Raw genomic sequence first — 23,449 nt, 5'->3', positions numbered from 1 at the left:
AAGTCAGTCCTGTGAGAGTTCGCTCGCATGCCAGGAACCCAGCGCGAGCTTGGTGAGCCAGGCCATCAGCACGAAGAGCGCGACGCCTGTCAGAGAGATCAGCAGCAGCGCCGCGAACATGCGCGGGATGTTGAGCTGGAAGCCGGACTGCAGGATCTGGTAGGCCAGTCCCGCGCCGCTGCCGCCCGTGCCGGCCACGAACTCGGCCACGACTGCGCCGATCAGCGACAAGCCGCTCGAGATGCGCAGGCCACCGAAGAAATAGGGCAGCGCGCTCGGGATGCGCAACCGCACCAGCTGCTGCCATCGCGTCGCCCGGTTGAGCTTGAAGTAGCTCTGCAGATCGGGCTCGATGCTGCGCAGCCCCAACGTGGTGTTGCTGATGATCGGGAACAGCGCGACCAGCGCCGCGCAGACCACCATCGCGGCCGTGGGGTTCTTGACCCAGATGATGATCAGCGGCGCCACCGCGACGATGGGCGTCACCTGCAGCAGCACCGCATAGGGAAAGAGCGCGGTCTCGATCCGCTTGCTCTGCACGAACAGGAAGGAGATCAGCACGCCTGCGACCGTGGCCAGCACGAAGGACAGCAGCGTGATCTTCAGCGTGACCAGCAACGCTGTGCCGAGCGGCACCCAGTCCACGATGAGCGTCTTCGTCATCAGCCACGGCGAGGGAACCAGGTAGGGCGGCAGCTCCATGGCCGTCACCAGGCCCTGCCAGAGTGCCAGCAGCGCCACGCCCACCAGCAACGGGTAGATCACGCGCTGCGCGCGCGGCTGTTGCAGCAGAGGCAGTCGTCTGCTCGCTGCACCAACTTCGGCTACGGTGCGGGTCGCCCCCGGAGCGGCAGTGCGGCTCATGGTGTGCTCTCGTCGTAAGTGCCATTGCTGGCGCGCAGCAGGCTGTCCTGCAGCTGCTTCGCATAGCGGCTGAATTGCGGCGACACCATGAAGTCCGCGCTGCGGGGATAGGGTTCGTCGATGTGGAACTCCTCCACCACTCGGCCGGGCCGTGCAGCCATCATCACCACGCGGCTGGAGAGGAACACCGCCTCGTGTATCGAATGCGTCACGAAGATCACCGTGAGCTTCTTCTTGCGCCACAGGTCGAGCAGCTCCGCATCGAGCTTGTGGCGCGTGATCTCGTCCAGCGCGCCGAAGGGCTCGTCCATCAGCAGCAGGTCGGGTTGGGTCACGAGCCCGCGCGCGATGGACACGCGCATCTGCATGCCGCCCGAGAGCGCGCGCGGCAGTGCGGTCGCGAACTTGTGCAGGCCCACCAGTTCCAGCGCATCGGTCACGCGCGCATCGGCCTCCTTGCGCGGCACGCCGGCCAGGTCCAGCGGCAGCCGCACGTTGCTGCGCACACTGGCCCACGGCATCAGCGTGGGCGACTGGAAGACGAAGGCCATCTTGTGGGCGCAACTGTGCAGCTCGGCCACCGGCCGGCGCCACAGCAGCAGGCGCCCATCGCTGGGCTCCAGCAGCCCCGCCACCATCTTGAGCAGCGTGCTCTTGCCGCAGCCCGAAGGGCCGAGGAGCGTGACGAACTCGCCCTCGGCGATGGCGAGGTCCACCGGCAGCAGGGCGCGGGTGCCGTTCGGGTAGGTCTTCTCGGCCGACAGCAGCTCCACCGCCGGCGCGGCGGGCGCGGCCGGCGGCGCGAGCACGGCGGGTTCGATCCGGTTCATGCGTGCGGCCCTGCGGTCTCTCAGGGCAGGACCTTGGCTTCCTTGACGAACTCGGTGGTGTAGGTCTTCGCGATCTCCACCTTGCCCGGGTCGAGCAGCTTGGCCGCCACCAGGAAGTCGTAGCTCGCCCTGGCGCGCGCATCGGTGATCACGCCGATCCCCATCGTCGCCGCGTCGCCGCCCGTGATCATGCCCATCTCCTTGAGCTTGCCCACGCTGTAGGCCAGCTGGTCGTCGGTCATGTTGGGGTTGTCCTTCTTGATGAGCGCGTTGGCTGGCGCCGGGTCGGCGAGGTAGCTCTTCCAGCCCTCGGCCGAGGCCTTGACGAAGGCGGCCACCTGCTTGCTGCGCTCCTTCACCGTCTTGTCCATGCAGGACACGGTGGTCGCATAGGCCGGGAATCCGTGGTCGCTGAACATCAGCACCGTGCTCTTCACGCCAGCCTTCTGGATCGCATACGGCTCGGAGGTCAGGTAGCCCTGTTGCGCCGTGTTCTTGTCGGCCACGAAGGGCTGGATGTTGAAGGTGTAGGGCCGGGCCTGCTCGTCGGTGAGACCGAACTTGGCCTTCAACCAGGGCCAGTAGCCGCGGTTGGCCTGCGAGCCGATCAGGATGGTCTTGCCCTTGAGGTCCTCGAACTTCTTGACGTCGTCGTGCGCGATCAGCACCTGCGGGTCCTTCTGGAAGAAGGCCGCCACGTTGACCACCGGCACGCCGCCTTCGCGCACCTGCATCATCTGGATGTCGCTCGACCCCATGATGCAGTCGGCTTGGCCGGCAGCCATCATCTGCGTGATGTTGACCTGCGGTCCACCCATCTTGATCGTCACGTCCAGCCCGTACTTCTTGTAGATCCCCTGGGCGACCGCCTGGTAGAAGCCGCCGTGCTCGGCCTGCGCGTACCAGTTCGTCATGTAGGTGAACTTGTCCTGCGCGTGCGCCGTCGCGGCGGTAGCGCAGGCGAGGATGGCGGCAGCGGCCAGGCGGCCGAGGCGGGAGGCGGAAAGATCGCGCATGGTGAAGACCTCTTGAGCGGTAAGGAAGGGTTGAAGAAAAAGTCGCCGTTGCAAGGAGCGCGCCTCAGGCCGCTGCGGACTGGATGAAGCCACGCTGGTGGCCGCGCTCCCAGGTCGCTTCCTCGCGCACCACCCAGCGCAGCGCATGCAGCTCGGTCAACGCCTGCGTCCAACTGGCGGCCAGCGTGTCGAGGATCTCCTCGCCCTGTTCGCGCGTCGCGCTGGTGGGGTCGCCGATCACGCCGCTGGGCCCGAAGTCGCGCGCGGTCCAGGCGCAGGCCGGGCGGCCGTCAGCCGACAGCAGCTTGATCGGGAAGGGCGGCGGGAAGTTGGCCGCCGCGCGGTCCATGTGCACCGTGTCGGGCGCCAGCGCCAGCATCAGCGCGGTCTCGGAATGGCCGGCGTGCATCGAGAGCTTTCTCTCCTGCTCGCTGATCTGCCGGCTCGACGCATTGGGCAGTCGCGAGACGCCATGCGGCACGATGATGAAGTCGCCATGGCGCAGCCGCAGCTCGCGCGCTGCCATTTCCAGCACCTGCGGCTGGCCGCCGTGTCCATTGGCGAAGAGCAGCTTGCGAAAGCCTGCGCGGTAGACCGACTCGCCGATCTCGGTCACGGTCGCGAGCAGCGTGGTACCGCTCAGCGTCATGGTGCCGGGGAAGTGCAGGTGTTCCTCCGACTTGCCGTAGGTGATCGTCGGCAGCGCGAAGGCACGCACCTCGGGCGGCAGCCGTTCGAGCGCCTTGCCCATCACGCCGGAGGCAATCACGCTGTCGACCGAACACGGCAGGTGCGGGCCGTGCTGCTCGATCGCGCCGCAGGGCAGCACGATCACGGTGTTCTCGCGGTCGGGCAGCGCGTCGATCTCGGTCCAGCTCAGATAGGGCAGGAAGCGGTGGGGCGGGATGTAGCCGTGCAGCATGGGGGACTCGTGGTGGGAGGCGGTGAGAGAGAAAGGGCTCAGGCAAAGCGCGCCATCGCCTGGCCCACGCGCTGCAGGAAGCGCTTGAGCTGGGACTCGGTCGCCACGTTCATGTGGTAGTGGGCGTGGTAGTCCACGCGCGCCTGCTGGCCGGTGAGGCGCCGCATGTAGCGCGTCACGATCTTGCGAGGCGGGTCGCCCATGTACCAGGCGACCCAGCGCGGCCGGCCGTAGGTCACGACGGCCGAGATGCGCTTGATATGGGTCAGCATCGGCTTGACGTTGGCGGGGTCGCTCAGGTCGAAGGCCACCCCGGGCATGAAGAGGCGGTCGAAGTAGCCCTTGAGCATCGCGGGCAGGCCGAAGCACCAGGTCGGAAAGCAGAACACGATCGCCTCGGCCCGGCGCAGGCGCTCGATGTAGGGCATGAGCGGCAGCTGGTTGCTCGGCACCTCGTGGTACCCCAGGCGCTCCTCGCGCGAGAGGACCGGATCGAAGCCCTCGGCATACAGATCGCAGTCGTCCACCTCGTGCCCCGCCGCCTTCAGGTTGCGCAGCACCTCCTGGTGCAGGGCGGCATGGAAGCTGGTTTCGACCGGGTGGCAGTAGACGACGAGTACGCGCATTGAATGTTGACCGCTTAATCAGAGCAGATGGTCAGGTTACGCAAGCGACGTGCCAGCAGATACGCACCCGAATGGGGCGGAAGCGGCATCCCAAATACTTGTTGCTTTCAATCCAATGATTCAAATATGATTGAACAATGGAAGAAAACGACGTTGTCCGAGCCCTCGCGGCGCTGGCCCAGCCGGTTCGGCTGCGGGTGTTCCGCAGCTTGGTGGTCGCCGGCCCCGCGGGCCTCACGCCCGGCGCACTGGTCGAGGCGTTGGAGCTGCCCGCGACCGGCCTCTCCTTCCACCTCAAGGAACTCGTCAACGCCGGCCTGGCATCGCAGGAGCGCCAGGGTCGCAACCTGATCTACCGCGCCGCCTTCGATCGCATGACCGCCCTGCTGGGCTACCTGACCGAGAACTGCTGCCAGGGGGAGGCCTGTCTTCCCGAGGCAGCGGACGCCTGCAACAACTGCTGAAGGAGAGAAACCCCATGAAGCGCTTCCACGTTCACCTGCACGTAGACGACCTGGCCCAGAGCGTCGGCTTCTATTCCAGGCTGTTCGCGGCGGAGCCGGTCCGCCTCGAGGCCGACTACGCCAAGTGGATGCTCGACGATCCTCGGCTCAACTTCGCCATTTCCACGCACGGGCAGGGCCACGGCGTGGACCATCTGGGCTTCCAGGCCGAGGACGAAGTCGAACTGGCCGAGCTCAAGGCACGCGCCGAATCGGCCGACCGCGCGATCCTGGACGAAGGCGCAACGGTGTGCTGCTACGCCCGCAGCGAAAAGCACTGGGTGACCGATCCGCAGGGCATCGCCTGGGAGCACTACCGGACGCTGGAACGCGTGGAAGTCTATGGCGAAACCCGCCCTGCAGCCACCGTGCAACAGGGCGGCGGCGCTTGCTGCACCGGCGCGGTGCCGAGGGGAAAACGGCTCGCCGTACCCGTCAAGAGCGCCTCTTCCTGCTGCTGACGGCACATATCGCCCAACCCAATCCCCTCACTTCGACGATCCCACCCATGACCGACACGACCCACAACGTGCTTTTCCTCTGCACGGGCAACTCTGCCCGCTCGATCATTGCGGAAGGCCTGACCAACCACCTCGGCCGCTCGAGGTTCAAGGCCTTCTCGGCCGGCAGTTATCCGAAGGGCGCGGTGCATCCCCTCGCCGTCGCGACCCTGCGCACCCTTCACGTCCCGGACGCGGACTACCGCAGCAAGAGCTGGGACGAATTCGCCAAGGATGGCGCACCGAAAATGGACTTCGTCATCACCGTCTGCGACCAGGCGGCCGGCGAAGTCTGCCCCGTCTGGCCCGGCCAACCGGTCACGGCCCACTGGGGCCTGCCCGATCCGGCTGCGGTAGAAGGCACCGATGAAGAGAAAAGGCGCGCTTTCATGGACGCCGCCGTGACGCTGAAGCGGCGCATCGAGTTCATGCTGTCCTTGCCGCTCCACAAGTTGGAGCACATGGCGATCCAGCACGAGGTGCGCGAGATCGGCAAGCGCTGAAGGCCACCATGAGCGCAGTGATCGAAAGCCCGCCCCGGGGCGCGGCCTCCATGAGCGTCTTCGAGCGCTATCTGACTCTCTGGGTGTTCCTGTGCATCGTCGCAGGCATCGCACTCGGCCAACTGTTCCCCGCCGCCTTCCAGGCCGTCGGCCGACTGGAAGTCGCGCGCGTGAACATCCCGGTGGGCGTGCTGATCTGGGTGATGATCATCCCGATGCTGCTGCGCGTCGACTTCGCGGCGCTGGCCCAAGTGAAGCAGCATTGGCGCGGCATCGGCGTCACGCTGTTCGTCAACTGGGCCGTCAAGCCCTTCTCGATGGCCTTCCTCGCGTGGCTGTTCGTGCGACAGGTCTTCGCGGGCTATTTGCCGGCCGAGCAACTGGACAGCTACGTCGCAGGCCTGATCCTGCTGGCCGCGGCACCGTGTACGGCCATGGTCTTCGTCTGGAGCCGGCTGACTGGCGGCGACCCGGCCTTCACACTGTCCCAGGTCGCCTTGAACGATGCCATCATGGTGTTCGCCTTCGCGCCGATCGTCGGGCTGCTGCTGGGCCTTTCGGCCATCACCGTGCCGTGGGACACCTTGATCACCTCGGTGGGGCTGTACATCGTTCTGCCGGTGATCTTCTCGCAGCTGTTGCGCCGTCGGATCCTGCGTGCCGGCCCCGCGGCCTTCGAGCGCGCCCTGCATCGCATCGGTCCCTGGTCCATCGCGGCGCTGCTGCTGACCCTGGTGCTGCTCTTCGCGTTCCAGGGCGAGGCCATCCTCCGGCAGCCGCTCGTGATCGCGATGCTGGCCGTACCGATCCTGATCCAGGTCATCGTCAACTCGAGTCTGGCCTATTGGCTGAACCGGAAGGTCGGCGAGAAGCACAACGTGGCCTGCCCCTCGGCGCTGATCGGCGCCTCGAACTTCTTCGAGCTGGCCGTGGCGGCGGCCATCAGCCTGTTCGGCTTCCATTCCGGCGCCGCGCTGGCCACCGTGGTGGGCGTGCTGATCGAGGTGCCGATCATGCTGGCGGTGGTGAAGGTAGTGAATGCATCGCGGGGTTGGTATGAGTCCTGAGCTTCCGAACATCGACCCTGCCCAGTTCGACAGACCCGGCCTGGATCAGCTGTTCGTGCAGCAGCGTTCCGCGCATGCGCCCCGCATCCTGCTGCTCTACGGCTCGGCCCGGGAGCGCTCCTACAGCCGGCTCCTGACAGAGGAGGCCGCGCGCCTGCTGCGCGCCATGGGAGCGGAGACCCGCATCTTCGATCCCCGCGGGCTGCCGCTGCCCGACGACGCGCCTGAAGACCATCCGAAAGTCCGCGAGCTGCGCGACCTGGCGCAATGGGCGGAGGGCATGGTCTGGACCTCGCCCGAGCGCCACGGCGCGATGACCGGGATCATGAAGGCGCAGATCGACTGGATCCCGCTGTCGGTCGGCGCGGTCCGGCCCACGCAGGGCAAGACGCTCGCCGTGATGGAGGTGTCCGGCGGCTCCCAGTCCTTCAATGCGGTCAATCAGATGCGCGTGCTGGGCCGCTGGATGCGCATGATCACGATCCCCAACCAGTCCTCGGTCGCAAAGGCCTTTCTCGAATTCGGCGAAGATGGGCGCATGAAACCGTCGCCCTATTACGAGCGCGTGGTCGATGTGATGGAGGAACTGGTGAAGTTCACCCTGCTCACGCGCGACTGCGCCGGCTACCTGGTCGACCGCTACAGCGAACGCCGGGAGAATGCCGCGGCGCTGTCGAAGCGCGTCAATCAGCGCAGCCACTGAGCGGGAAAGCCTTGCCCGGCCGCCGCACCACCACCTTGATGCTCGGCGTGGCGCAGACGCTCGCCTGGGCTTCCTCCTATTACCTCCCCGCGGTCCTGGCCGGGCCCATGGGGGCCGAGCTCGGTGTCTCTCCTTCCACGATCTTCGCGGCCTTCTCCCTTGCGCTCCTCGTGTCCGCGGCGACCGGTCCCTGGGCGGGGCGCGCGATCGACCGCTTCGGCGGCCGGCCGGTCCTCGTCGCGAGCAACCTGGTGTTCGCCACGGGCCTCGCCGGGCTCGCGCTGGCCACCCATCCCGTCCATGTCTTCGCTGCCTGGCTCCTGCTCGGCGTGGGGATGGGCAGTGGGCTGTACGAGGCCGCGTTCGCGACGGCGGTGCGCCTGCACGGGCGCGATGCGCGTGGTGCGATCACGGGCATCACGCTGCTGGCGGGTTTCGCGAGCACGGTGGGCTGGCCGCTGTCGGCCTGGCTCGAGGACGTCGCGGGATGGCGGGGTGCATGCCTGGCCTGGGCCGGACTGCACCTGGTCCTCGGCCTCCCGCTGAACGCGCTGCTGCCGCGGCCGCCGCCGGCGCATGCCATGCAGGCGGACGATGGCAACGCCGAGCAGGGCCGGGCCGCCGCCCTCACGCCGGCGCAGCAGCGCCGGGCGGCCTGGATCATGGCCTACGTGTTCGCCGTCACCTGGTTCATCAGTACCGCGATGGCCGCCCATCTGCCACGGCTGCTGCTGGCCGGCGGGGCAACGCTCGCGGTGGCGGTGTCGATCGCGGCGCTGGTGGGGCCGGCACAGGTGGCGGGCCGGTTGATCGAATTCGGGTTCCTCAAGCGTGCGCACCCCTTGCTGTCGGCCCGCCTAGCCACCTTGGCGCACCCGCTGGGTGCGCTGTGCGTGGGTCTGTTCGGAATGCAGGCAGCGGCGGCCTTCGCCGTGCTGCATGGCCTGGGCAATGGCATCCTGACCATCGCCATCGGCACGCTGCCCTTGCTGATCTTCGGCCCCAAGGGCTATGGGCAGCGCCAGGGCCTCCTGATGGTGCCTGCGCGAATCGTGCAGGCCGGTGCGCCCTTCCTGTTCGGCCTGGCACTGGAGCGCTGGGGTGCCGGCGCGCTCTGGCTCTCCAGCGGGCTCGGCTTGTCGGCTTGCGCCGCCCTGCTGGCCATGAAGCTGCCGCCGGCGCCGGCGCGGCGATCGGCGGATGCGGGGTTGGTGAAGGATGCCGTCGCCAGTCGCTGAGTCGCGCTGCTCCAGGCGAATCAGCGATCGATCCCGCAGCCGTTCAGCACGAAGGCGACCAACTCGCGCGCGATCGGCTCGCGCTCGATCGGCGCGTCGGGCGGCAGGCCCAGCATCACCCGTGTCTGCAGCGCGTAGTCGGCGTAGCTCTGGGTCATGGCCCAGATGTGCATCAGCAGCAGGCGCGCGTCCAGCGGCCGCATCAGGCCGCGCGCGATCCAGCCGTTGATGATGTCCACCTTCTTTTGCGTCCAGGCGCGCGCGTTCGGCCAGTAGCGTGCCAGGTTGCGCCCCCCGTCCAGCACCTCGCGGGTGAAGATGCGCGAGATCTCGGGGTTGTCGAAGGCATGGTCCAGCTTCTTGCGGATGTAGTCCGCGAGCACCGGCCCCGGCGCGCTGGCGTGCTCCTCGAAGGCGAACACCACCTTCCAGTCGTGCAGCACCTGCATCAGCAACTCTTCGTAGAGCTCTTCCTTGCCGGCGATGTAGTAGTGCAACTGCGGCTTGGTGAGGCCGGCGCGCGCCGCGATCGCCTGGGTGGAACTGCCCTTGAGCCCGTGCAGGCTGAACTCGGCGATGGCCGCGCTGCGGATCGCGGCCAGGATGCGCTCGCGGCCCGGCCGTGCGCGCGACAGCGGGCCTTCCGGCGCCGGCATCTGCTGCGCCTCCGCGGCTCCGGCAGGAAGGGTTGGACTGCTCATGGGTAGGGCGGCATTGCCGCGTGGGCGATGGTAGCGCTTCGTTCGAACCGTCTCGCCGGCATCGCCCCATGCGCAGGAAGCATCTCAGGCTTGTCACGGTGGTGCGGGCTTCCGGTATCGTCCCCTGCCTTTCGTGAAATTCTTCACGCCAACAGGAGCCCCCATGTTCTTCGCCCCCCGCTTCCGTGCCTTCGCGGCCGCTGCGGCGTTGACGGCCGCCGCCGCCATCGCCCATGCCCAGCAGGCCCTGCCCAATGTGGTGATCCTCGCGACCGGAGGCACCATCGCCGGCGCCGGCGCCTCGGCCGCCAACAGTGCCACCTATGCTGCCGCCAAGGTGCCGGTCGACAAGCTGATCGCCGGCCTGCCCGAGATCTCCAAGGTCGCCAACGTGCGCGGCGAGCAGGTGTTCCAGATCGCCTCGGAGAGCTTCACCAACGACAACCTGATGGTGCTGGCCAAGCGCGTCTCTGCCCTCGCCAAGCAGGCGGACGTCGACGGCATCGTCATCACCCACGGCACCGACACGCTGGAGGAGACCGCCTACTTCCTCACCCTGGTGGTGCGCACTTCCAAGCCCATCGTGGTGGTCGGCTCGATGCGTCCGGGCACCGCGCTGTCGGCCGACGGCGCGCTCAACCTGTACGACGCCGTCAACGTCGCCGCCAGCAAGGACGCGTCCGGCAAGGGCGTGCTGGTGACCATGAACGACGAGATCCAGAGTGGGCGCGACGTCAGCAAGGTGGTCAACATCAAGACCGAGGCCTTCAAGAGCCAGTGGGGCCCGCTGGGCATGATCGTCGAGGGCAAGAACTACTGGTTCCGCGCGCCGGTGAAGCGCCACACCATCCAGTCGGAATTCAACATCGACGAGATCGCTGCGCTGCCCGCGGTCGACATCGTCTACGGCTACGGCAGCGTCCCCGCGACCGCGATCGATGCTCTCGCCAAGAGCGGCGTGAAGGCGCTGGTCCATGCCGGCACCGGCAACGGCTCGGTGGCCGACCGCATCGTGCCCGTGCTGCAGAAGCTGCGCGGCGACGGTGTGCAGATCATCCGCAGCTCCCGCGTGCCCGACGGCTTCGTGCTGCGCAATGCCGAGCAGCCCGACGACAAGTACGACTGGGTGGCGGCGCATGACCTGAAGCCGCAGAAGGCGCGCATCCTCGCGATGGTGGCATTGACCAAGACCAACGACCCGAAGGAAATGCAAAGGATCTTCTGGGAGTATTGAACCCCGGGGGGCTTCCCGCTTCACCTCGACGGCCGCAGCGGCGCAAGCCCTGCGGCCGTTGTCCATCCAGGCGCTCTTAAAATGCCCGGTTCGCTGTTCGAGGACTCGAACAGCCAACACCCCAAGATGCTCACCTTCCAACAAATCATTCTCAAGCTGCAGTCCTACTGGGATGCCCAGGGCTGCGCGCTGCTGCAACCCTACGACATGGAGGTGGGGGCCGGTACCTCGCACACCGCGACCTTCCTGCGTGCGCTCGGCCCCGAGCCCTGGAAAGCCGCCTACGTCCAGCCCAGCCGGCGTCCCAAGGACGGCCGCTACGGCGAGAACCCGAACCGCCTGCAGCACTATTACCAGTACCAGGTCGTGCTGAAGCCGGCGCCGGCCAACATCCTCGAGCTCTATCTGGGCTCGCTCGAGGCGCTGGGGTTCGATCTGAAGAAGAACGACATCCGCTTCGTCGAGGACGACTGGGAGAACCCCACTCTCGGTGCCTGGGGCCTGGGCTGGGAGGTCTGGCTCAACGGCATGGAGGTGACGCAGTTCACCTACTTCCAGCAGGTCGGCGGCATCGACTGCCGGCCCATCACGGGCGAGATCACCTACGGCCTCGAGCGCCTCGCGATGTACCTGCAGGGCGTGGACAACGTCTACAACCTGACCTGGACCGAAAGTTCGAAGGGCGAGAAACTGACGTATGGCGACGTCTACAAGCAGAACGAGGTCGAGCAGTCGACCTACAACTTCGAGCACAGCGACGCGGACTTCCTGTTCGCTGCCTTCGCTGCGCACGAGAAGCAAGCGAAGCATCTGATGGAGCAGAAGCTCGCGCTGCCGGCCTACGAGCAGGTGCTCAAGGCGGCCCACAGCTTCAACCTGCTGGATGCGCGCGGCGCCATCAGCGTGACCGAGCGTGCGGCCTACATCGGCCGCATCCGTAACCTTGCGCGCAGCGTGGCGCAGAGCTACTACGAAAGCCGGGAGCGCCTCGGCTTCCCGCTGGCGCCGCGCGAGTGGGTGGCCGAGATGACGAAGAAGGCGGCCTGAGCGATGAGCACCAAGAACAACCTGCTCGTCGAGCTGTTCGTCGAAGAGCTGCCCCCGAAGGCGCTCAGGAAGCTGGGCGATGCCTTCGCCGGCGTGCTGCGCGACCAGCTGATGGCCCAGAGCCTGGCCGACGCGAGCTCGGTGCTGACGGCCTATGCCTCTCCGCGGCGCCTGGCGGCGCACCTCACCAACATCGGCGCGCAGGCGGCCGACCGCGCGGTCTCGCAGAAGCTGATGCCGGTGGCCGTGGGGCTCGATGCAGCCGGCCAGGCAACGCCGGCACTGCTCAAGAAGCTGGCCTCGCTGGGCGCCGATCCTGCCGCCGTGCCCAGCCTGCGCCGTGCGATGGATGGCAAGGCCGAGGCCCTGTTCTTCGACAGCAGCGCCAAGGGCGCGACGCTGGCAGAAGGCCTGCAGAAGGCGCTGGCCGAGGCGATCGCGAAGCTGCCGATCCCCAAGGTCATGAGCTACCAGCTCGAAGCCGGCTGTGCGCTGCCCGGGTGGACCAGCGTGAGCTTCGTGCGTCCGGCGCACGGGCTGGTTGCGCTGCATGGCGATACCGTGGTCCCGGTCGAGGCGCTGGGCCTCCAGGCCGGGCGCGAAACCCATGGCCACCGCTTCGAGGCCCAGCGCGACCCGATCGTGCTGCGCAACGCCAACAGCTATGCGGTGCAGTTGGAGGAAGAAGGCGCGGTGATCGCCGGCTTCGAGGCGCGCCGCTTCGAGATCGCGCGCCAGCTGGCCGAGGCTGCGCTGTCGGCCGGCGCCGGCACGCAGCCGATCGACGACGATGCGCTGCTCGACGAAGTCACTGCACTGGTCGAACGCCCCAACGTGCTGGTCTGCGAATTCGAACGCGAGTTCCTCGGCGTGCCGCAGGAATGCCTCATTCTCACGATGAAGGCCAACCAGAAGTACTTTCCGCTGCTCGATGCCGCCGGGCGGCTCACCAACAAGTTCCTGGTGGTCAGCAACATCCGTCCGGCCGACCCCAGTGCCGTGGTCGGGGGCAACGAACGCGTGGTGCGCCCGCGCCTGGCCGATGCCAAGTTCTTCTTCGACCAGGACCGCAAGAAGTCACTTGCTTCGCGCGTCGAGTCGCTGGGCAAGGTGGTCTACCACAACAAGCTCGGCACGCAGGGCGAGCGCGTCGAGCGCGTGATGCGCATCGCGCACGCCATCGGCGAGCAACTGGGCAAGGCGTCGAGCGACCCGGCGCTGGCGCCGCGCGCCGTGCAGGCGTCCCAGCTGGCCAAGGCCGACCTGGTCACCGACATGGTCGGCGAGTTCCCGGAGCTGCAGGGCATCATGGGCCGCTACTACGCGCTGCACGACGGCCTCGAGCACGCCGTCGCCGATGCGATCGAGGACCACTACAAGCCCCGCTTCGCCGGCGACGCGCTGCCGCGTGGTCCCGTCGGTATCGTGGCGGCCCTGGCCGACAAGCTCGAGACCCTGGTGGGCATGTTCGGCATCGGCAACCTGCCGACCGGCGACCGCGACCCCTTCGCGCTGCGCCGCCATGCGCTGGGCGTGATCCGCATGCTGACCGAGCGTCAGCTGCCGCTGGGCCTGCGCGACCTGATCGGCCAGGCCTACGCCGCCTTCGGCGCACCCAAGGCGGGCGACCATCCGCTGGCCGACCCGACCGAGGCGCTCGAAGCCTTCATCTACGACCGCCTGGCCGGCAGCCTGCGCGAGCAGGGGGCCAGCGCCCAGGAGGTCGAGGCGGTGCTGGCACCCGCGCCGCAGCGCCTGGGCGAGGTGCCCAAGCTGCTGGCGGCGGTGCGCGCCTTCGCAGCCCTGCCCGAGGCGCCGGCGTTGGCCGCGGCCAACAAGCGCATCGGCAACATCCTCAAGAAATCGCCCGAGGCCGATGCGCATGTGAGCGAGCTGCTGCTGCAGGACCCGGCCGAGAAGGCGCTGCACGCCGCCATGCAGAAGGTCGTGCCCACGGCCAATGCGCAGTTCGACGGCGGCGACTACACCGCCTCGCTGCAGACCCTGGCTGCGCTGCGGGGGCCGGTCGACGCCTTCTTCGACGACGTGATGGTCAATGTCGAGCAGTCCGACCTGCGGCTCAACCGCCTGGGGCTGCTGATGCTGCTGCACCGGGCCATGAACCGGGTGGCGCAGTTGGAGAGGCTGGCGGCGTGATCGGGGGCCCCATGAAAATCGTCATCCTCGACCGCAACGGCACGCTCAACGTGCACCGCGAGGACTTCGTCAAGAGGGACATCGAGTGGACGCCGCTGCCCGGCGCGCTGGAGGCGGTGGCGCGGCTCAACCATGCGGGATGGCATGTGGTGATCGCCTCCAACCAGTCCGGCCTCGGCCGCGGGCTGTTCGACGTGGCCTCGCTCAATGCCATGCACGCCAAGATGCACAAGATGCTCGCGGCCGTGGGCGGGCGCGTGGACGCGGTGTTCTATTGCCCGCACAGCCCCGACGAGAACTGCGAATGCCGCAAGCCCAAGCCGGGCCTGTTCCTGCAGATTGCCGAACGCTATGGCGTGGATCTCGCCAACGTGCCGACCGCCGGCGACAGCCTGCGCGACATGCTGGCCGGCGCGGCCGCGGGCTGCGAGCCGCACCTGCTGCTGACCGGCATGGGCGCTGCCTGCCGCGGCGTGCCGCTGCCGCCGGAATACCCGCCGAAGACGCGTGTGCACGAAGACCTGGCGGCCTTCGTCGACTTCCTGCTGGAGCGCGAAGAGCGCAAGGCAATCAACCTGGCAGTGTGATGTCCCTCCTCCGATCCATCGTCCACGCCCTGTGGATGCTCGTCACCGTGGTGCCGTGGGGGATGATCATGGTGGTCAGTTCCCTGTGGAAGCGCGGCATCCCGCTGTACTGGATGGCGGCGCGCTGGCTCGGCTGGGCGATCGGCGGCGCCCGCGTGCTGCTGGGCATCGAGACGCGCGTGACCGGCATGGAGAACCTGCCGCAGGACAAGCTCGCCGGCTGCGTCCTGCTGGTGAAGCACCAGTCGACTTTCGAGACTTTCCTGATGCCGACCTTGATGCCGCATCCGCTGGCCTACGTGTTCAAGAAGGAGCTGATCTACGTGCCCTTCTTCGGCTGGGCCATGGCGCGACTGGACATGATCCACATCGACCGCAGCCAGCGTACCCAGGCCTTCAACAAGGTGGTCGCGCAGGGCCGCGCGCTGCTGGCCCAGGGGATCTGGATCATCATGTTCCCGGAAGGCACGCGCATCCCGCGCGGGCAGCAGGGCATCTACAAGACCGGTGGCACGCGGCTGGCCTGCGAGACCGGGGTGCCGGTGATTCCCATTGCGGTGACCTCGGCAAAGGTCTGGCCGCGCAAGGCCTTCATCAAGCGCCCCGGCGTGGTGGATGTCTCCATCGGCCCGGCCATCTCGAGCGTCGGGCGCAAGCCCGATGAGCTGATGCGCGAGGTGGAGGCCTGGATCGAGGGTGAGATGCGCAGGCTCGATCCCGAGGCCTACGTCTCTGTGGAGACGGTGTCGGCCTGAGGACAGGCATCATGCGCGGCCTGCTGCAATTCACGCTCGACCTGTTCGAGGCGCCCGTGCCGCCGCCGGCCCCTGCGCCGGCTCCACCCGCGCCTGTGGACAACGCCGCGCCCCCTGCGATCCCCTTGGCGGACGCGATGAGCCCGGCCAGCTTCGTCCATCCACGCGCCACGCGCGAGCTCACGCTGGGCAATGCGCGGGTGGCCTACGAGTTCACGCGCGGCAAGCGCCGAACCATCGGCTTCGTCGTCGGCGCCGAGGGCTTGACGGTGCGCGCGCCGCGCTGGGTGGCTTTGCGCGACGTCGATGCGGCGGTGAAGGAGAAGGCCGACTGGATCCTGCGCAAGCTGGCCGAGACGCAGCAGCGCCATGCGAAGCTGGAGGCCGCGCGCATCGAATGGCGCGACGGCGTGAGCTTTCCGTTCCTGGGCGAGCCGGTGCTGGTGCGCCTCGACCCGCACCACGGCTTCGAGGGCGTGGGCGCGATGCTCGATGCGGGTCACGGCGAGGAGTCGCGCATCCTGCGCGTGGCGCTCGCGCACAACGCCAGCCCGGCCCAGATCAAGGATGCCGCGCAGGCCTGGCTGATGCGCCAGGCGCGGCGTATCTTCACCGAGCGCCTGGACCACTTCGCGCCGCGCCTCGGCGTGTCCTGGAACAAGCTCACCCTGTCGAACGCCTCGACGCGCTGGGGCAGCGCCCGGGTCGACGGCGCGATCCGCCTGCACTGGCGGCTGGTGCACTTCCGGCTGCCCGTGATCGACTACGTGGTCGCCCACGAACTGGCCCACCTGCGCGTGATGGACCACAGCGCGCGTTTCTGGGAGACGGTGGAAACGGTGGTGCCGAACTACGACGACTTGCGCCAGCAACTCAAGGAGCAGCCGGTTCCGAAGTGGTGACGCTCACGGCTATCGCGCGTGCGTGACGCCACCGTCGACCACCAGCGTCGAACCCACCACGTAGTCGCCCGCCCGGGAGGCCAGGTAGATGGCCGCCCCCGCCATGTCCTCCGGCTCGCCGATGCGCCCGGCCGGAATGCGGCCCTTGATCTCCTCGCCATGATCGCGGGCATCCTTGTTCATGTTGGAAGCGAAGGCGCCCGGCGCGATCGCGCTGACGACGATGCGCTCCTGCGCCAGGCGCAGTGCCATGCGGCGCGTGAGCTGGATCAGGCCGGCCTTGCTCGCCGCGTACGAGTACGTTTCCTGCGGATTGACGGAAATGCCGTCGATCGAGGCAATGTTGATCACCTTCGCCAGGTGATCGGTGGCCGCCTTCCTGAGCATCGGCGTCAGCGCCTGGGTCAGGAAAAACGGGGTCTTGAGGTTGAGGTCCACCACCTTGTCCCAGCCGCTTTCGGGGAATTCCTCGTAGGGCGCGCCCCAGGCGGCACCGGCGTTGTTGACCAGGATGTCCAGCGTGCTCTCGTGCCTCGCGTAGGCCTGGACCAGCGCGTGGGCGCCTTCGACGGTGGAGACGTCGGCCGGCAGCGAGATGCAGGGGCCGAAAGCGGAGAGCTCCTGCGCGGTCTGGTCGCAGGCCTCGGCCTTGCGCGCCGAGATATAGACGCGCGCGCCCTGGGCCAGGAAGCCTTCGGCGATCATGCGGCCGATGCCGCGCGAGCCGCCGGTGACGAGGGCCGTGCGGCCGGCAAGAGAGAAGAGTCGGGTGGTGTCCATGCGCTTTGTCTCCAGGAATGGGGACCGAGCTTAGTGCGCGCGGGCACTGCCGGGCGTCACCTTGGCGCCACCGGCTCCGGCGCTGCGTCCTCGTCCAGCGCCAGGACCACCTCCTGCAAGGTGCGCGCGAGCTTGTCGCCATCCAGCGGCTTGTGCAGGATGCGCGCGGCCACGGTCGAGAACTCGCGGAAGCGCGATGGCGCGGTCTCGCCGGTCACGATCACCGCCGGCAGCGCCGGCCGCTGCTGGCGCACCCGCGCGATCACGCCCAGGCCGGTCTCGTCGCGCAGGCGGTAGTCCACCACCATCACGTCGGGCTCGAAGCCCTCGGCCAGCGCCTGCTGCGCCTCGGCGCCGGTGGACACGCCCTTGACCGACCAACCCAGCTGGTGCAAGTAGGTGCACATTGCGGACAGCACCTCGGACTCGTCGTCCACCAGCAGCACCGCCAGTCGCGTGCCGTCGCAGGCGCGCGCCCGGGCGGTCGCGACTTCGGGGTGGGTTTCGTCCATCGGCACGGCGGGCGCGAGGTGCAGGGTGAAAGTGGTGCCGCGTCCGGGTTCGCTGTCCAGTCCGATCTCGATCTTCAGCAGCTCGGCCGTGCGTCGCACGATCGCCAGGCCGAGGCCCAGGCCCTGGCTGCGGTCGCGCGAGGGGTTGCCGATCTGATAGAACTCCTCGAACACCCGCTCGCGCTCGTTCTCGGGGATACCCGGGCCGGTATCGCTCACCCGCACCAGCACCCGGCCGTCGGCGGCGGATCCGGCCGAGAGCGTCACGCCGCCGCGCATGGTGAACTTGATCGCGTTGTTCACCAGGTTGCCGACGATGCGGATCAGCTGGTCGGCATCCGTCAGACCCCACAGCGGCGTCTCCGGCACCGTCACCTTCAGGAACAGCCCCTGCTGCGCGGCCAGTGCCGCGTATTCGTCGCGCGAGGCGCGCAGCACCGCGCCGATGTCGTGCGGCGCGAACCGGGCCTCGATCGTGTGGGCGTCCAGGCGCGAGATGTCCAGCAGGCCGTCGAGCAGGCCGCTGCTCTGGCGCAGCGCGCTGCCGATGCCGCGGCTGACCTCCTTGAGCAGCGGGTCCGGCGAGCGGCGCGCCAGGATGTCGAGCGTGGTGGCGTTGATGGACAGCGCGTGCAGCGGCTGGCGCAGGTCGTGGCTGGCGGCCGCGAAGAAGCGGGTCTTGGCCTCGCTGGCGGCGGTGGCGCGGTCGCGTTCCTGGCGCACCGCCTCCGACAGCACGGCGTTGTCGTCGAGCACGTTCATGAGCTTGTGCAGCATGCGGCCCTGGTCCTTCACGGTGGCCAGCAGCATGAAATAGACGAGCAGGATGCCGGCCGCGAACATGTAGCCGATGGCGCCGCCGCGCCAGGCCCACCCGCCGGCAAGAAGGCAGAAGGTGAGGGTGCAGAAGCCGACGAAGGCGCGCTGCGAGCCCGCCACCGAGGCGGCGCCGATGGTGCAGCCGGCCATCAGCACGGCGGCCACTGCCATCGGTGCGAAGTCGCCGGGCGCGTAGAAGGCGAAGGGCACGATGCTCGCGGTCGACACGCCGTTGTAGTCGAAGCCGCGCAGCAGCCGCGGCAGGTATTGCAGCTGGGCTTTCGGTTCGGCGCGTTCCACCGCGAGCCCCAGGCGCCAGCGGTACACCATGACGGCACCGGTCAGCACCAGCCAGACCCACGGCCAGAATGCCACGCCCTGGCGCCAGACGATGAAGGCCACCAGGATGTATCCCAGGTAGTTGAGCGGCAGGCGCCGCGAGTACTCGAGGATGAGCTGCAGCCGACGCTCCAGGATGCGCTGCCCGATCCTGGCCTCGCGCGAGGTCCCGGCCAGCGGCATCGGGGCCGAGACGGCTTCAGTCAATGCGCACGCCCTCGCGCGAGGCCTGGTAGGCAGCCTCGGTCCTGTTGCGCACGCCCAGCGCGGTGTAGACCGCCGTGAGGTGGGCCTTCACGGTGGATTCGGCGATGTCCAGCTGGCGCGCGATCAGCTTGTTGGGCAGTCCGCGCGCGGCCGCGCGGTAGACGTCCATCTGCCGCGGGGTGAGGCCGGCGAGCCGCGGGTCTTGCCCCGCAGCTGCGGCGCTTTCAACCTGGGGCGGCGGGGCCGCATTGAGGGTTTCCAGAGGCAGGAAGATGCGCCCGGCCAGCACCTGCTGGAGGGCCGCGACCATCATTTCCGAGCTGTACTTCTTGGGGATGAAGCCGGCCGCGCCCAAGTCCACCGTGTTGCGGATCATCGTGGCGTCGGTGTCGCCCGACAGCACCACGATGCGCGCCATGCAGCCGGCGTCGCGCAGCCGGCGGATCGATTCCTCGCCGGTGCAATCGGCCAGGTGCCAGTCCAGCAGTACGAGATCGAACTCGGCCAGCTCCACCAGCTTGACGGCATTGCTCATCTCGCCCGCGGTCTCCACGCGCAGTTCGGGCACCAGGACGCTCAGCAGGTTCTTCATGCCCTGCAGGAACATCACGTGGTCGTCGATCATCAGTACGTTCATCGACGGGAGTATTCATCAGAACAGGCTCGGTTCGAGCGGCCTTCGACTTTGGTCGAAGCGGGTTTGTCGGGAGCCGCGAGGCTCGTTCAGAGGGTGAGCGAGCGAAGGCTCTCGAAGGCGCGCGGCCGTCCGTCGAGCGGGTCCCGGAAGGCCAGCGACTTGGCCAGCAGCTGCAGCGGCCGGTCGAAGTCGTCGGCGCCCTCCGGCAGCAGCGTGGGGTAGAGGGTGTCATGGCGGATCGGCAGGCCCAGCGCGGCACAGTGCACGCGCAGCTGATGGCGGCGGCCGGTCAGCGGCGACAGAAGCAGGCGCGCCCAGCCGTCGCGGGCCTCCAGCAGCTCGAAACGGGTCTCGGCGTTGGGCTCGCCCTCCACCTCGCGCATGCGCATGAAATGCGTGTCGTCGACCAGGCGGCTGCGGCGCACGGCAGGCAGGGCCGGCGTGCCCTGCCACGGCACGATGGCCTCGTAGCCCTTGGTGATGGTGCGCGCGGCGAACAGCGCGTGATAGGCATGGCGCGTGGCCGGCTGAACCGAGAACAGCACCAGGCCGGCGGTCTCGCGGTCGATCCGGTGCAGTGGCGCGAGCTGGTCCAGGCCCAGCTTGCGCTGCAGGCGCACCAGCAGGCTCTGCTGCACGTACTTGCCCACCGGCGCCACGGTCAGGAAGTGCGGCTTGTCCACCGCGAGCAGGTGTTCGTCCTGGAACAGCACCGTTTCCTCGAAGGGCACGGGCCGCTCGTTGTCGAGCGAGCGGTAGTAGAAGACGTGCAGCCGCGGCTGGTACGGCCGGGTCGGCGTGACGGGGACGCCGTGCTCATCCACCACATCGCCCGCGCGCATGCGCGCTTCCCACGCGGCGCGCGGAATGGCGGCGAAGCGCTCGACCAGGAATTCGGCGATGGTGGGCCAGGGGCCGGGCGGCAGCGCGACGCGGCTCGGGCCGACGCCGTCGCGGGTGGGCAGCGGCACGGCCGGCATGGCGGGCCTCAGGCCGCGGCCAGGGCCGAGGCGATCTCGGCCAGCCGCGGACGCGCGGCGGCCTCGGGCTGTGTGCAGCGCCTTTCGAGCTCGGCCAGCCGCTCCAGCACGGCACGTTCTGCATCGTCCGCCGGGCGGCAGCGCGAGCGCAGTTCCCCGAGCAGCAGGCCGAAGGCGCGAGCCTCGAGGCGCTGCAGCGCCAGGGCCTGATCCGCGCTGTCCGGCGGCAGGAAGGAGGCGGCGCCGAAGTCGCCCAGCAGGCCGTTGCCCTCGCCATCCCACAGGATGTTGTGGGCATAGAGGTCGCCATGCACGATGCCGCGCGCATGCAACTGCGCGGCGGCCGAGGCGATGCCGCGGGCCAGCCGCAGGGCGGCCGCCACCCGCCAGCCGGCGTCAGCGGCATAGACGTCGCGGGTGCAGGAATCCAGGCTCGGTGGCCCCGCCAGGTTGCGAAAGCGCGGGTCCACCAGCGCCAGCACCAGGCCGGATGTGCCTTCGGGGTGGTCCTGGACCCGGCCTTCGACCGCGATCAGGTTCGGATGCGCGCCGGCGGCGATGCAGGCGGCCATCTCGCTGTGCGGCCAGCCGTCGCTGGTGACCTCGCCCTTGAACAGCTTCACGGCCACCGGCCGAACGCTGCCGTCTTCCTGCGCCCAGTCGGCGCGGTGGATCACACCGGATGCGCCTTCGCCCAACTGGTCGCGCAGCGACAGGCGCCGCCAATCAACCGCCGGGATGGCCGCCGCCTCCACCGCGGCCGTCTCGGCCCGGTCGTCGAAGGGGTTGCCCGCGAAGGCCAGCCAGGCAAGCCGGGGCAGGGCGGGCAGCCAGTCCGGCAGGGCCTCGAGACGGTTGGCCGAGATGCGCAGCAGCTCCAGCGCGCGGCAGGCGGCCAGCTCGGCCGGCAGGGCCTGGAGGCGATTGCCGGCCAGCATCAGCTTCTGCAGCCGGGTGCAGTTGCCGATGGCGGGCGGCAGCGCGTCGATCTCGTTGTCGGTCAGGATCAGCCAGCGCAGCGCGGGCGGCAGCGCCTCGGCCGGCACCGTACGGATGCGGTTGGCCTTGAAGCCGATCATGTCGAGGCTGCCGCACCGGCCCAGCGCAGCGGGCAGCTCGGTGAAGCGGTTGTTCGAGCAGAAGAGCACGCGCAAACGGTGCAGCCGTCCGAGGTCCTCGGGCAGCGCCGACAGTTCATTGCCCGAGAGGTCGAGTTCCTCCAGCGTGTCGGCCAGCGAGAAGATCTCGCGCGGGAACTCGGTCAGCCCGCAGCGCAGCGCAAGCCGTCGCGCTCCCGCCAGCTGCCCATTGCGCAACGGGTCCAGCGTGGTTGTTGGAGTGGCTGCGCCCCCGGCTGCGATGCGACCGCCACCGGGCGGCCGGGCGGCGGTCATCCGGTAACCTCCGCGCCATGCGCTGCGGGGCTATTCGACTTGGGAGCGGCCCGGTGTCTCATCCAAATACGCCGAAGCGCCAGACGCCGTCCTCTCCCTTGCGCCGCTGCAGCTGCCCCTCGCACCACAGCAGATGCAGGTGCGCCACGGTCTCGCCCAGGGCGAAGGTGGTCTGGTGCACGTCGAGCGCGCGCTTGAACAGGACCGGCAGCCCTTCGGCGGCGGTGAGCGGCCGGGCCGTGCAGGCCTCCAGAAGCTCGGCGAGGCGGTCGCGGTGGTGGTCCTGAAGCTGCTTCACGCGCTGGTGGATGCCGGTGAATGGCTTGCCGTGCGAGGGGAGGCCCAGTGCGTCGGCCGGCAGCGCGTTGAAGCGATCGATGCTGTCGAGGAACAGGCGCAGCGGGTTGGCCTCGGGCTCACCCGCATGCACACTCACGTTGGTGGAGATGCGCGGCAGCATCATGTCGCCGCCCAGCAGCGCATTGAGCTCCTCGCAATACAGGGAGATGTGCTCCGGCGCGTGCCCGTAGCCGCTGATGCAGCGCCAGGCACGCCCGCCGATGCGGACCGTGTCGCCGTCGAGCATGCGTACGAAGCTCGCCGGCACCGAGGGCACCATGTCGGCGTAGTAGCTGGTGCGACCGCGGATGACCGCCAGCGCCTTTGCATCGGTCATGCCGTGCGAGACGAAGAAGTCCGCCGCCGCATTCCCGCCGGCCAGGGTGTCGCCGGTGCTGGTGAGCACGCGCGCGACGTGGTAGTCGGTCGAGCTGATCCACAGCGGCGCATTCCAGCGCTGGCAGAGCCAGTCGGCCAGGCCGATGTGGTCAGGGTGCATGTGCGTCACGATCACGCGCAGGATCGGCAGGCCCTGGAGCTCGTTCGCAAAGACCTGCTCCCACTGCGCGCGCGAGGCCTCGTGCGCGATGCAGCAATCCACCACCGTCCAGCCCTCCACGCCGTCGATGCTGTCGCGCAGCAGCCAGAGATTGATGTGGTCGAGCGCGAAGGGGAGGGCCATGCGCAGCCAGCGCACGCCAGGCGCCACTTCGAAGGTCCGGCCCGGCGCAGGCAGCGTGTCGCCGTGGGGGTAATGGAGTTCGCGTTCGAGCAAGTTCATGTAGGATTGACGTTAACGTAAACGTCATGGGGAAGACCCATCATTGTAGGTAGTCAGGCCCGAAGCTGCTGTCGCCCGCGCAATCGACCAACCGGCTCACCGATGTCCTCGCAGACCTTCACCATCGGCGAACTCGCCAGGGAATTCGACCTCACCACGCGGGCGATCCGCTTCTACGAGGACATGGGCCTGCTCGCCCCCGAGCGCGCGGGGCAGCAGCGCGTCTACACCGCGCGCGACCGGACCCGGCTGGCGCTCACGCTGCGTGCCAAGCGCCTGGGCCTGAAGCTCAACGAGGTGAAGGAAATCCTCGACATGTACGACAGCCCGCGCGACACCGTGCCGCAGCTGCAGCGCTTCCTTGGCGTGCTCGGCAGCCATCGCGCCCAGCTCGAAGCGCAGCTGGAGGAGATGCAGACCAACCTCGCCGAGATCCGCGCGCAGGAGAAGCAGGCCCGCGCGGCCCTGACCCGCGCGTCCAAGCCGAAGGCCCGCTGAGGCCTCAT

At 68.6% G+C, this 23,449-nt stretch carries 25 protein-coding genes; 13 read left to right on the top strand and 12 right to left on the bottom strand.

Going from position 1 to position 23,449, the window contains the following annotated elements; all coding sequences use genetic code 11:
- Positions 1-3 precede the first annotated feature (3 nt).
- The 5 genes from APY03_RS34710 to APY03_RS34690 all read right to left on the bottom strand — a co-directional run bounded on the left by APY03_RS34710 (position 4) and on the right by APY03_RS34690 (position 4,258).
- Positions 4-864 carry an ABC transporter permease gene (locus APY03_RS34710; protein ID WP_068684551.1) on the bottom strand — a complete coding sequence of 287 codons (861 nt, stop codon included), beginning with the start codon at positions 862-864 and terminating at the stop codon, positions 4-6.
- On the bottom strand, positions 861-1,694 hold the full coding sequence (locus APY03_RS34705) for an ABC transporter ATP-binding protein (protein WP_068684549.1): 834 nt from the start codon (positions 1,692-1,694) through the stop codon (positions 861-863). Before APY03_RS34705 ends, APY03_RS34710 begins: the two co-directional genes overlap by 4 nt.
- Before the next feature lie 20 nt (positions 1,695-1,714).
- A complete protein-coding gene (locus tag APY03_RS34700; RefSeq protein WP_068684547.1) occupies positions 1,715-2,710 on the bottom strand; it encodes an ABC transporter substrate-binding protein in 996 nt (331 codons plus the stop codon).
- A gap of 64 nt (positions 2,711-2,774) precedes the next feature.
- Entirely contained in the window at positions 2,775-3,632 is an 858-nt protein-coding gene (locus APY03_RS34695; RefSeq protein WP_068684545.1) for a creatininase family protein, read from the bottom strand.
- Between the two features lie 38 nt (positions 3,633-3,670).
- On the bottom strand, positions 3,671-4,258 hold the full coding sequence (locus tag APY03_RS34690) for an NAD(P)H-dependent oxidoreductase (RefSeq protein ID WP_068684543.1): 588 nt from the start codon (positions 4,256-4,258) through the stop codon (positions 3,671-3,673).
- Between the two features lie 137 nt (positions 4,259-4,395).
- Between APY03_RS34690 and APY03_RS34685 the strand changes: the two genes are divergently transcribed.
- Genes APY03_RS34685 through APY03_RS34660 form a run of 6 tightly spaced genes read left to right on the top strand, consistent with a single transcriptional unit; the run spans position 4,396 to position 8,772 of the window.
- Positions 4,396-4,722, top strand: coding sequence for an ArsR/SmtB family transcription factor (locus tag APY03_RS34685; RefSeq protein WP_068684541.1), 327 nt, complete (start codon positions 4,396-4,398; stop codon positions 4,720-4,722).
- A 14-nt stretch (positions 4,723-4,736) separates the two neighbouring features.
- Positions 4,737-5,222, top strand: coding sequence for an ArsI/CadI family heavy metal resistance metalloenzyme (locus APY03_RS34680; protein ID WP_068684539.1), 486 nt, complete (start codon positions 4,737-4,739; stop codon positions 5,220-5,222).
- Positions 5,223-5,269: 47 nt separating this feature from the next.
- Positions 5,270-5,764 carry an arsenate reductase ArsC gene (locus APY03_RS34675; RefSeq protein WP_068684538.1) on the top strand — a complete coding sequence of 165 codons (495 nt, stop codon included), beginning with the start codon at positions 5,270-5,272 and terminating at the stop codon, positions 5,762-5,764.
- Positions 5,765-5,772: 8 nt separating this feature from the next.
- Complete coding sequence (gene arsB, locus APY03_RS34670; RefSeq protein ID WP_068684537.1) at positions 5,773-6,831, top strand: ACR3 family arsenite efflux transporter; 1,059 nt, start codon at positions 5,773-5,775, stop codon at positions 6,829-6,831.
- Positions 6,821-7,534 (top strand): arsenical resistance protein ArsH, encoded by a 714-nt coding sequence (gene arsH / locus APY03_RS34665; protein WP_068684535.1) that lies wholly within the window; start codon positions 6,821-6,823, stop codon positions 7,532-7,534. The genes arsB and arsH overlap by 11 nt, the downstream gene beginning before the upstream one ends.
- A gap of 38 nt (positions 7,535-7,572) precedes the next feature.
- Positions 7,573-8,772, top strand: a complete 1,200-nt coding sequence (locus tag APY03_RS34660; protein WP_068684584.1) for an MFS transporter — start codon at positions 7,573-7,575, stop codon at positions 8,770-8,772.
- 20 nt (positions 8,773-8,792) lie between these two features.
- Here the strand turns inward: APY03_RS34660 and APY03_RS34655 are convergent, their stop codons facing one another.
- Positions 8,793-9,473: a TetR family transcriptional regulator C-terminal domain-containing protein gene (locus APY03_RS34655; protein ID WP_232081162.1), complete on the bottom strand. Its 681-nt coding sequence runs from the start codon at positions 9,471-9,473 to the stop codon at positions 8,793-8,795.
- Positions 9,474-9,636: 163 nt separating this feature from the next.
- Between APY03_RS34655 and APY03_RS34650 the strand changes: the two genes are divergently transcribed.
- The 6 genes from APY03_RS34650 to APY03_RS34625 all read left to right on the top strand — a co-directional run bounded on the left by APY03_RS34650 (position 9,637) and on the right by APY03_RS34625 (position 16,155).
- The gene (locus tag APY03_RS34650; RefSeq protein ID WP_068684531.1) at positions 9,637-10,707 is read left to right on the top strand and encodes a type II asparaginase; all 1,071 of its coding nucleotides are present in this window, start codon (positions 9,637-9,639) and stop codon (positions 10,705-10,707) included.
- A 126-nt stretch (positions 10,708-10,833) separates the two neighbouring features.
- A complete protein-coding gene (gene glyQ, locus APY03_RS34645; RefSeq protein WP_068684581.1) occupies positions 10,834-11,754 on the top strand; it encodes a glycine--tRNA ligase subunit alpha in 921 nt (306 codons plus the stop codon).
- A 3-nt stretch (positions 11,755-11,757) separates the two neighbouring features.
- Positions 11,758-13,911: a glycine--tRNA ligase subunit beta gene (glyS, locus tag APY03_RS34640; RefSeq protein WP_068684529.1), complete on the top strand. Its 2,154-nt coding sequence runs from the start codon at positions 11,758-11,760 to the stop codon at positions 13,909-13,911.
- A gap of 11 nt (positions 13,912-13,922) precedes the next feature.
- Positions 13,923-14,498, top strand: coding sequence for a D-glycero-beta-D-manno-heptose 1,7-bisphosphate 7-phosphatase (gene gmhB / locus APY03_RS34635; RefSeq protein WP_232081161.1), 576 nt, complete (start codon positions 13,923-13,925; stop codon positions 14,496-14,498).
- Positions 14,498-15,253, top strand: coding sequence for a lysophospholipid acyltransferase family protein (locus APY03_RS34630; RefSeq protein WP_068684527.1), 756 nt, complete (start codon positions 14,498-14,500; stop codon positions 15,251-15,253). Before gmhB ends, APY03_RS34630 begins: the two co-directional genes overlap by 1 nt.
- Before the next feature lie 11 nt (positions 15,254-15,264).
- Positions 15,265-16,155 (top strand): M48 family metallopeptidase, encoded by an 891-nt coding sequence (locus APY03_RS34625; RefSeq protein ID WP_068684525.1) that lies wholly within the window; start codon positions 15,265-15,267, stop codon positions 16,153-16,155.
- A gap of 9 nt (positions 16,156-16,164) precedes the next feature.
- Here the strand turns inward: APY03_RS34625 and APY03_RS34620 are convergent, their stop codons facing one another.
- The 6 genes from APY03_RS34620 to APY03_RS34595 form a co-directional block, all read right to left on the bottom strand.
- Positions 16,165-16,935 carry an SDR family oxidoreductase gene (locus tag APY03_RS34620; RefSeq protein WP_068684523.1) on the bottom strand — a complete coding sequence of 257 codons (771 nt, stop codon included), beginning with the start codon at positions 16,933-16,935 and terminating at the stop codon, positions 16,165-16,167.
- A 56-nt stretch (positions 16,936-16,991) separates the two neighbouring features.
- On the bottom strand, positions 16,992-18,812 hold the full coding sequence (locus APY03_RS34615; RefSeq protein WP_146039412.1) for an ATP-binding response regulator: 1,821 nt from the start codon (positions 18,810-18,812) through the stop codon (positions 16,992-16,994).
- Positions 18,805-19,449 carry a response regulator gene (locus tag APY03_RS34610; protein WP_068684519.1) on the bottom strand — a complete coding sequence of 215 codons (645 nt, stop codon included), beginning with the start codon at positions 19,447-19,449 and terminating at the stop codon, positions 18,805-18,807. Before APY03_RS34610 ends, APY03_RS34615 begins: the two co-directional genes overlap by 8 nt.
- An 86-nt stretch (positions 19,450-19,535) precedes the next feature.
- The gene (locus APY03_RS34605; protein WP_068684517.1) at positions 19,536-20,429 is read right to left on the bottom strand and encodes a pseudouridine synthase; all 894 of its coding nucleotides are present in this window, start codon (positions 20,427-20,429) and stop codon (positions 19,536-19,538) included.
- 8 nt (positions 20,430-20,437) lie between these two features.
- Positions 20,438-21,823, bottom strand: coding sequence for a leucine-rich repeat-containing protein kinase family protein (locus APY03_RS34600; RefSeq protein ID WP_083944770.1), 1,386 nt, complete (start codon positions 21,821-21,823; stop codon positions 20,438-20,440).
- 58 nt (positions 21,824-21,881) lie between these two features.
- Positions 21,882-22,943 carry an MBL fold metallo-hydrolase gene (locus tag APY03_RS34595; protein ID WP_068684515.1) on the bottom strand — a complete coding sequence of 354 codons (1,062 nt, stop codon included), beginning with the start codon at positions 22,941-22,943 and terminating at the stop codon, positions 21,882-21,884.
- Positions 22,944-23,045: 102 nt separating this feature from the next.
- Here APY03_RS34595 and APY03_RS34590 point away from each other — a divergent pair, with 102 nt between their 5' ends.
- Positions 23,046-23,441 (top strand): MerR family transcriptional regulator, encoded by a 396-nt coding sequence (locus APY03_RS34590; protein ID WP_068684513.1) that lies wholly within the window; start codon positions 23,046-23,048, stop codon positions 23,439-23,441.
- The last annotated feature ends 8 nt before the right edge of the window (positions 23,442-23,449 follow it).

Source organism: Variovorax sp. WDL1 (assembly GCF_001541225.1).
In the GTDB taxonomy this organism is placed as follows: Bacteria; Pseudomonadota; Gammaproteobacteria; order Burkholderiales; family Burkholderiaceae_C; genus Variovorax.
The sequence above is the reverse complement of the archived record's forward strand: the minus strand, read 5'-3'. Positions and strand labels throughout refer to the sequence as shown.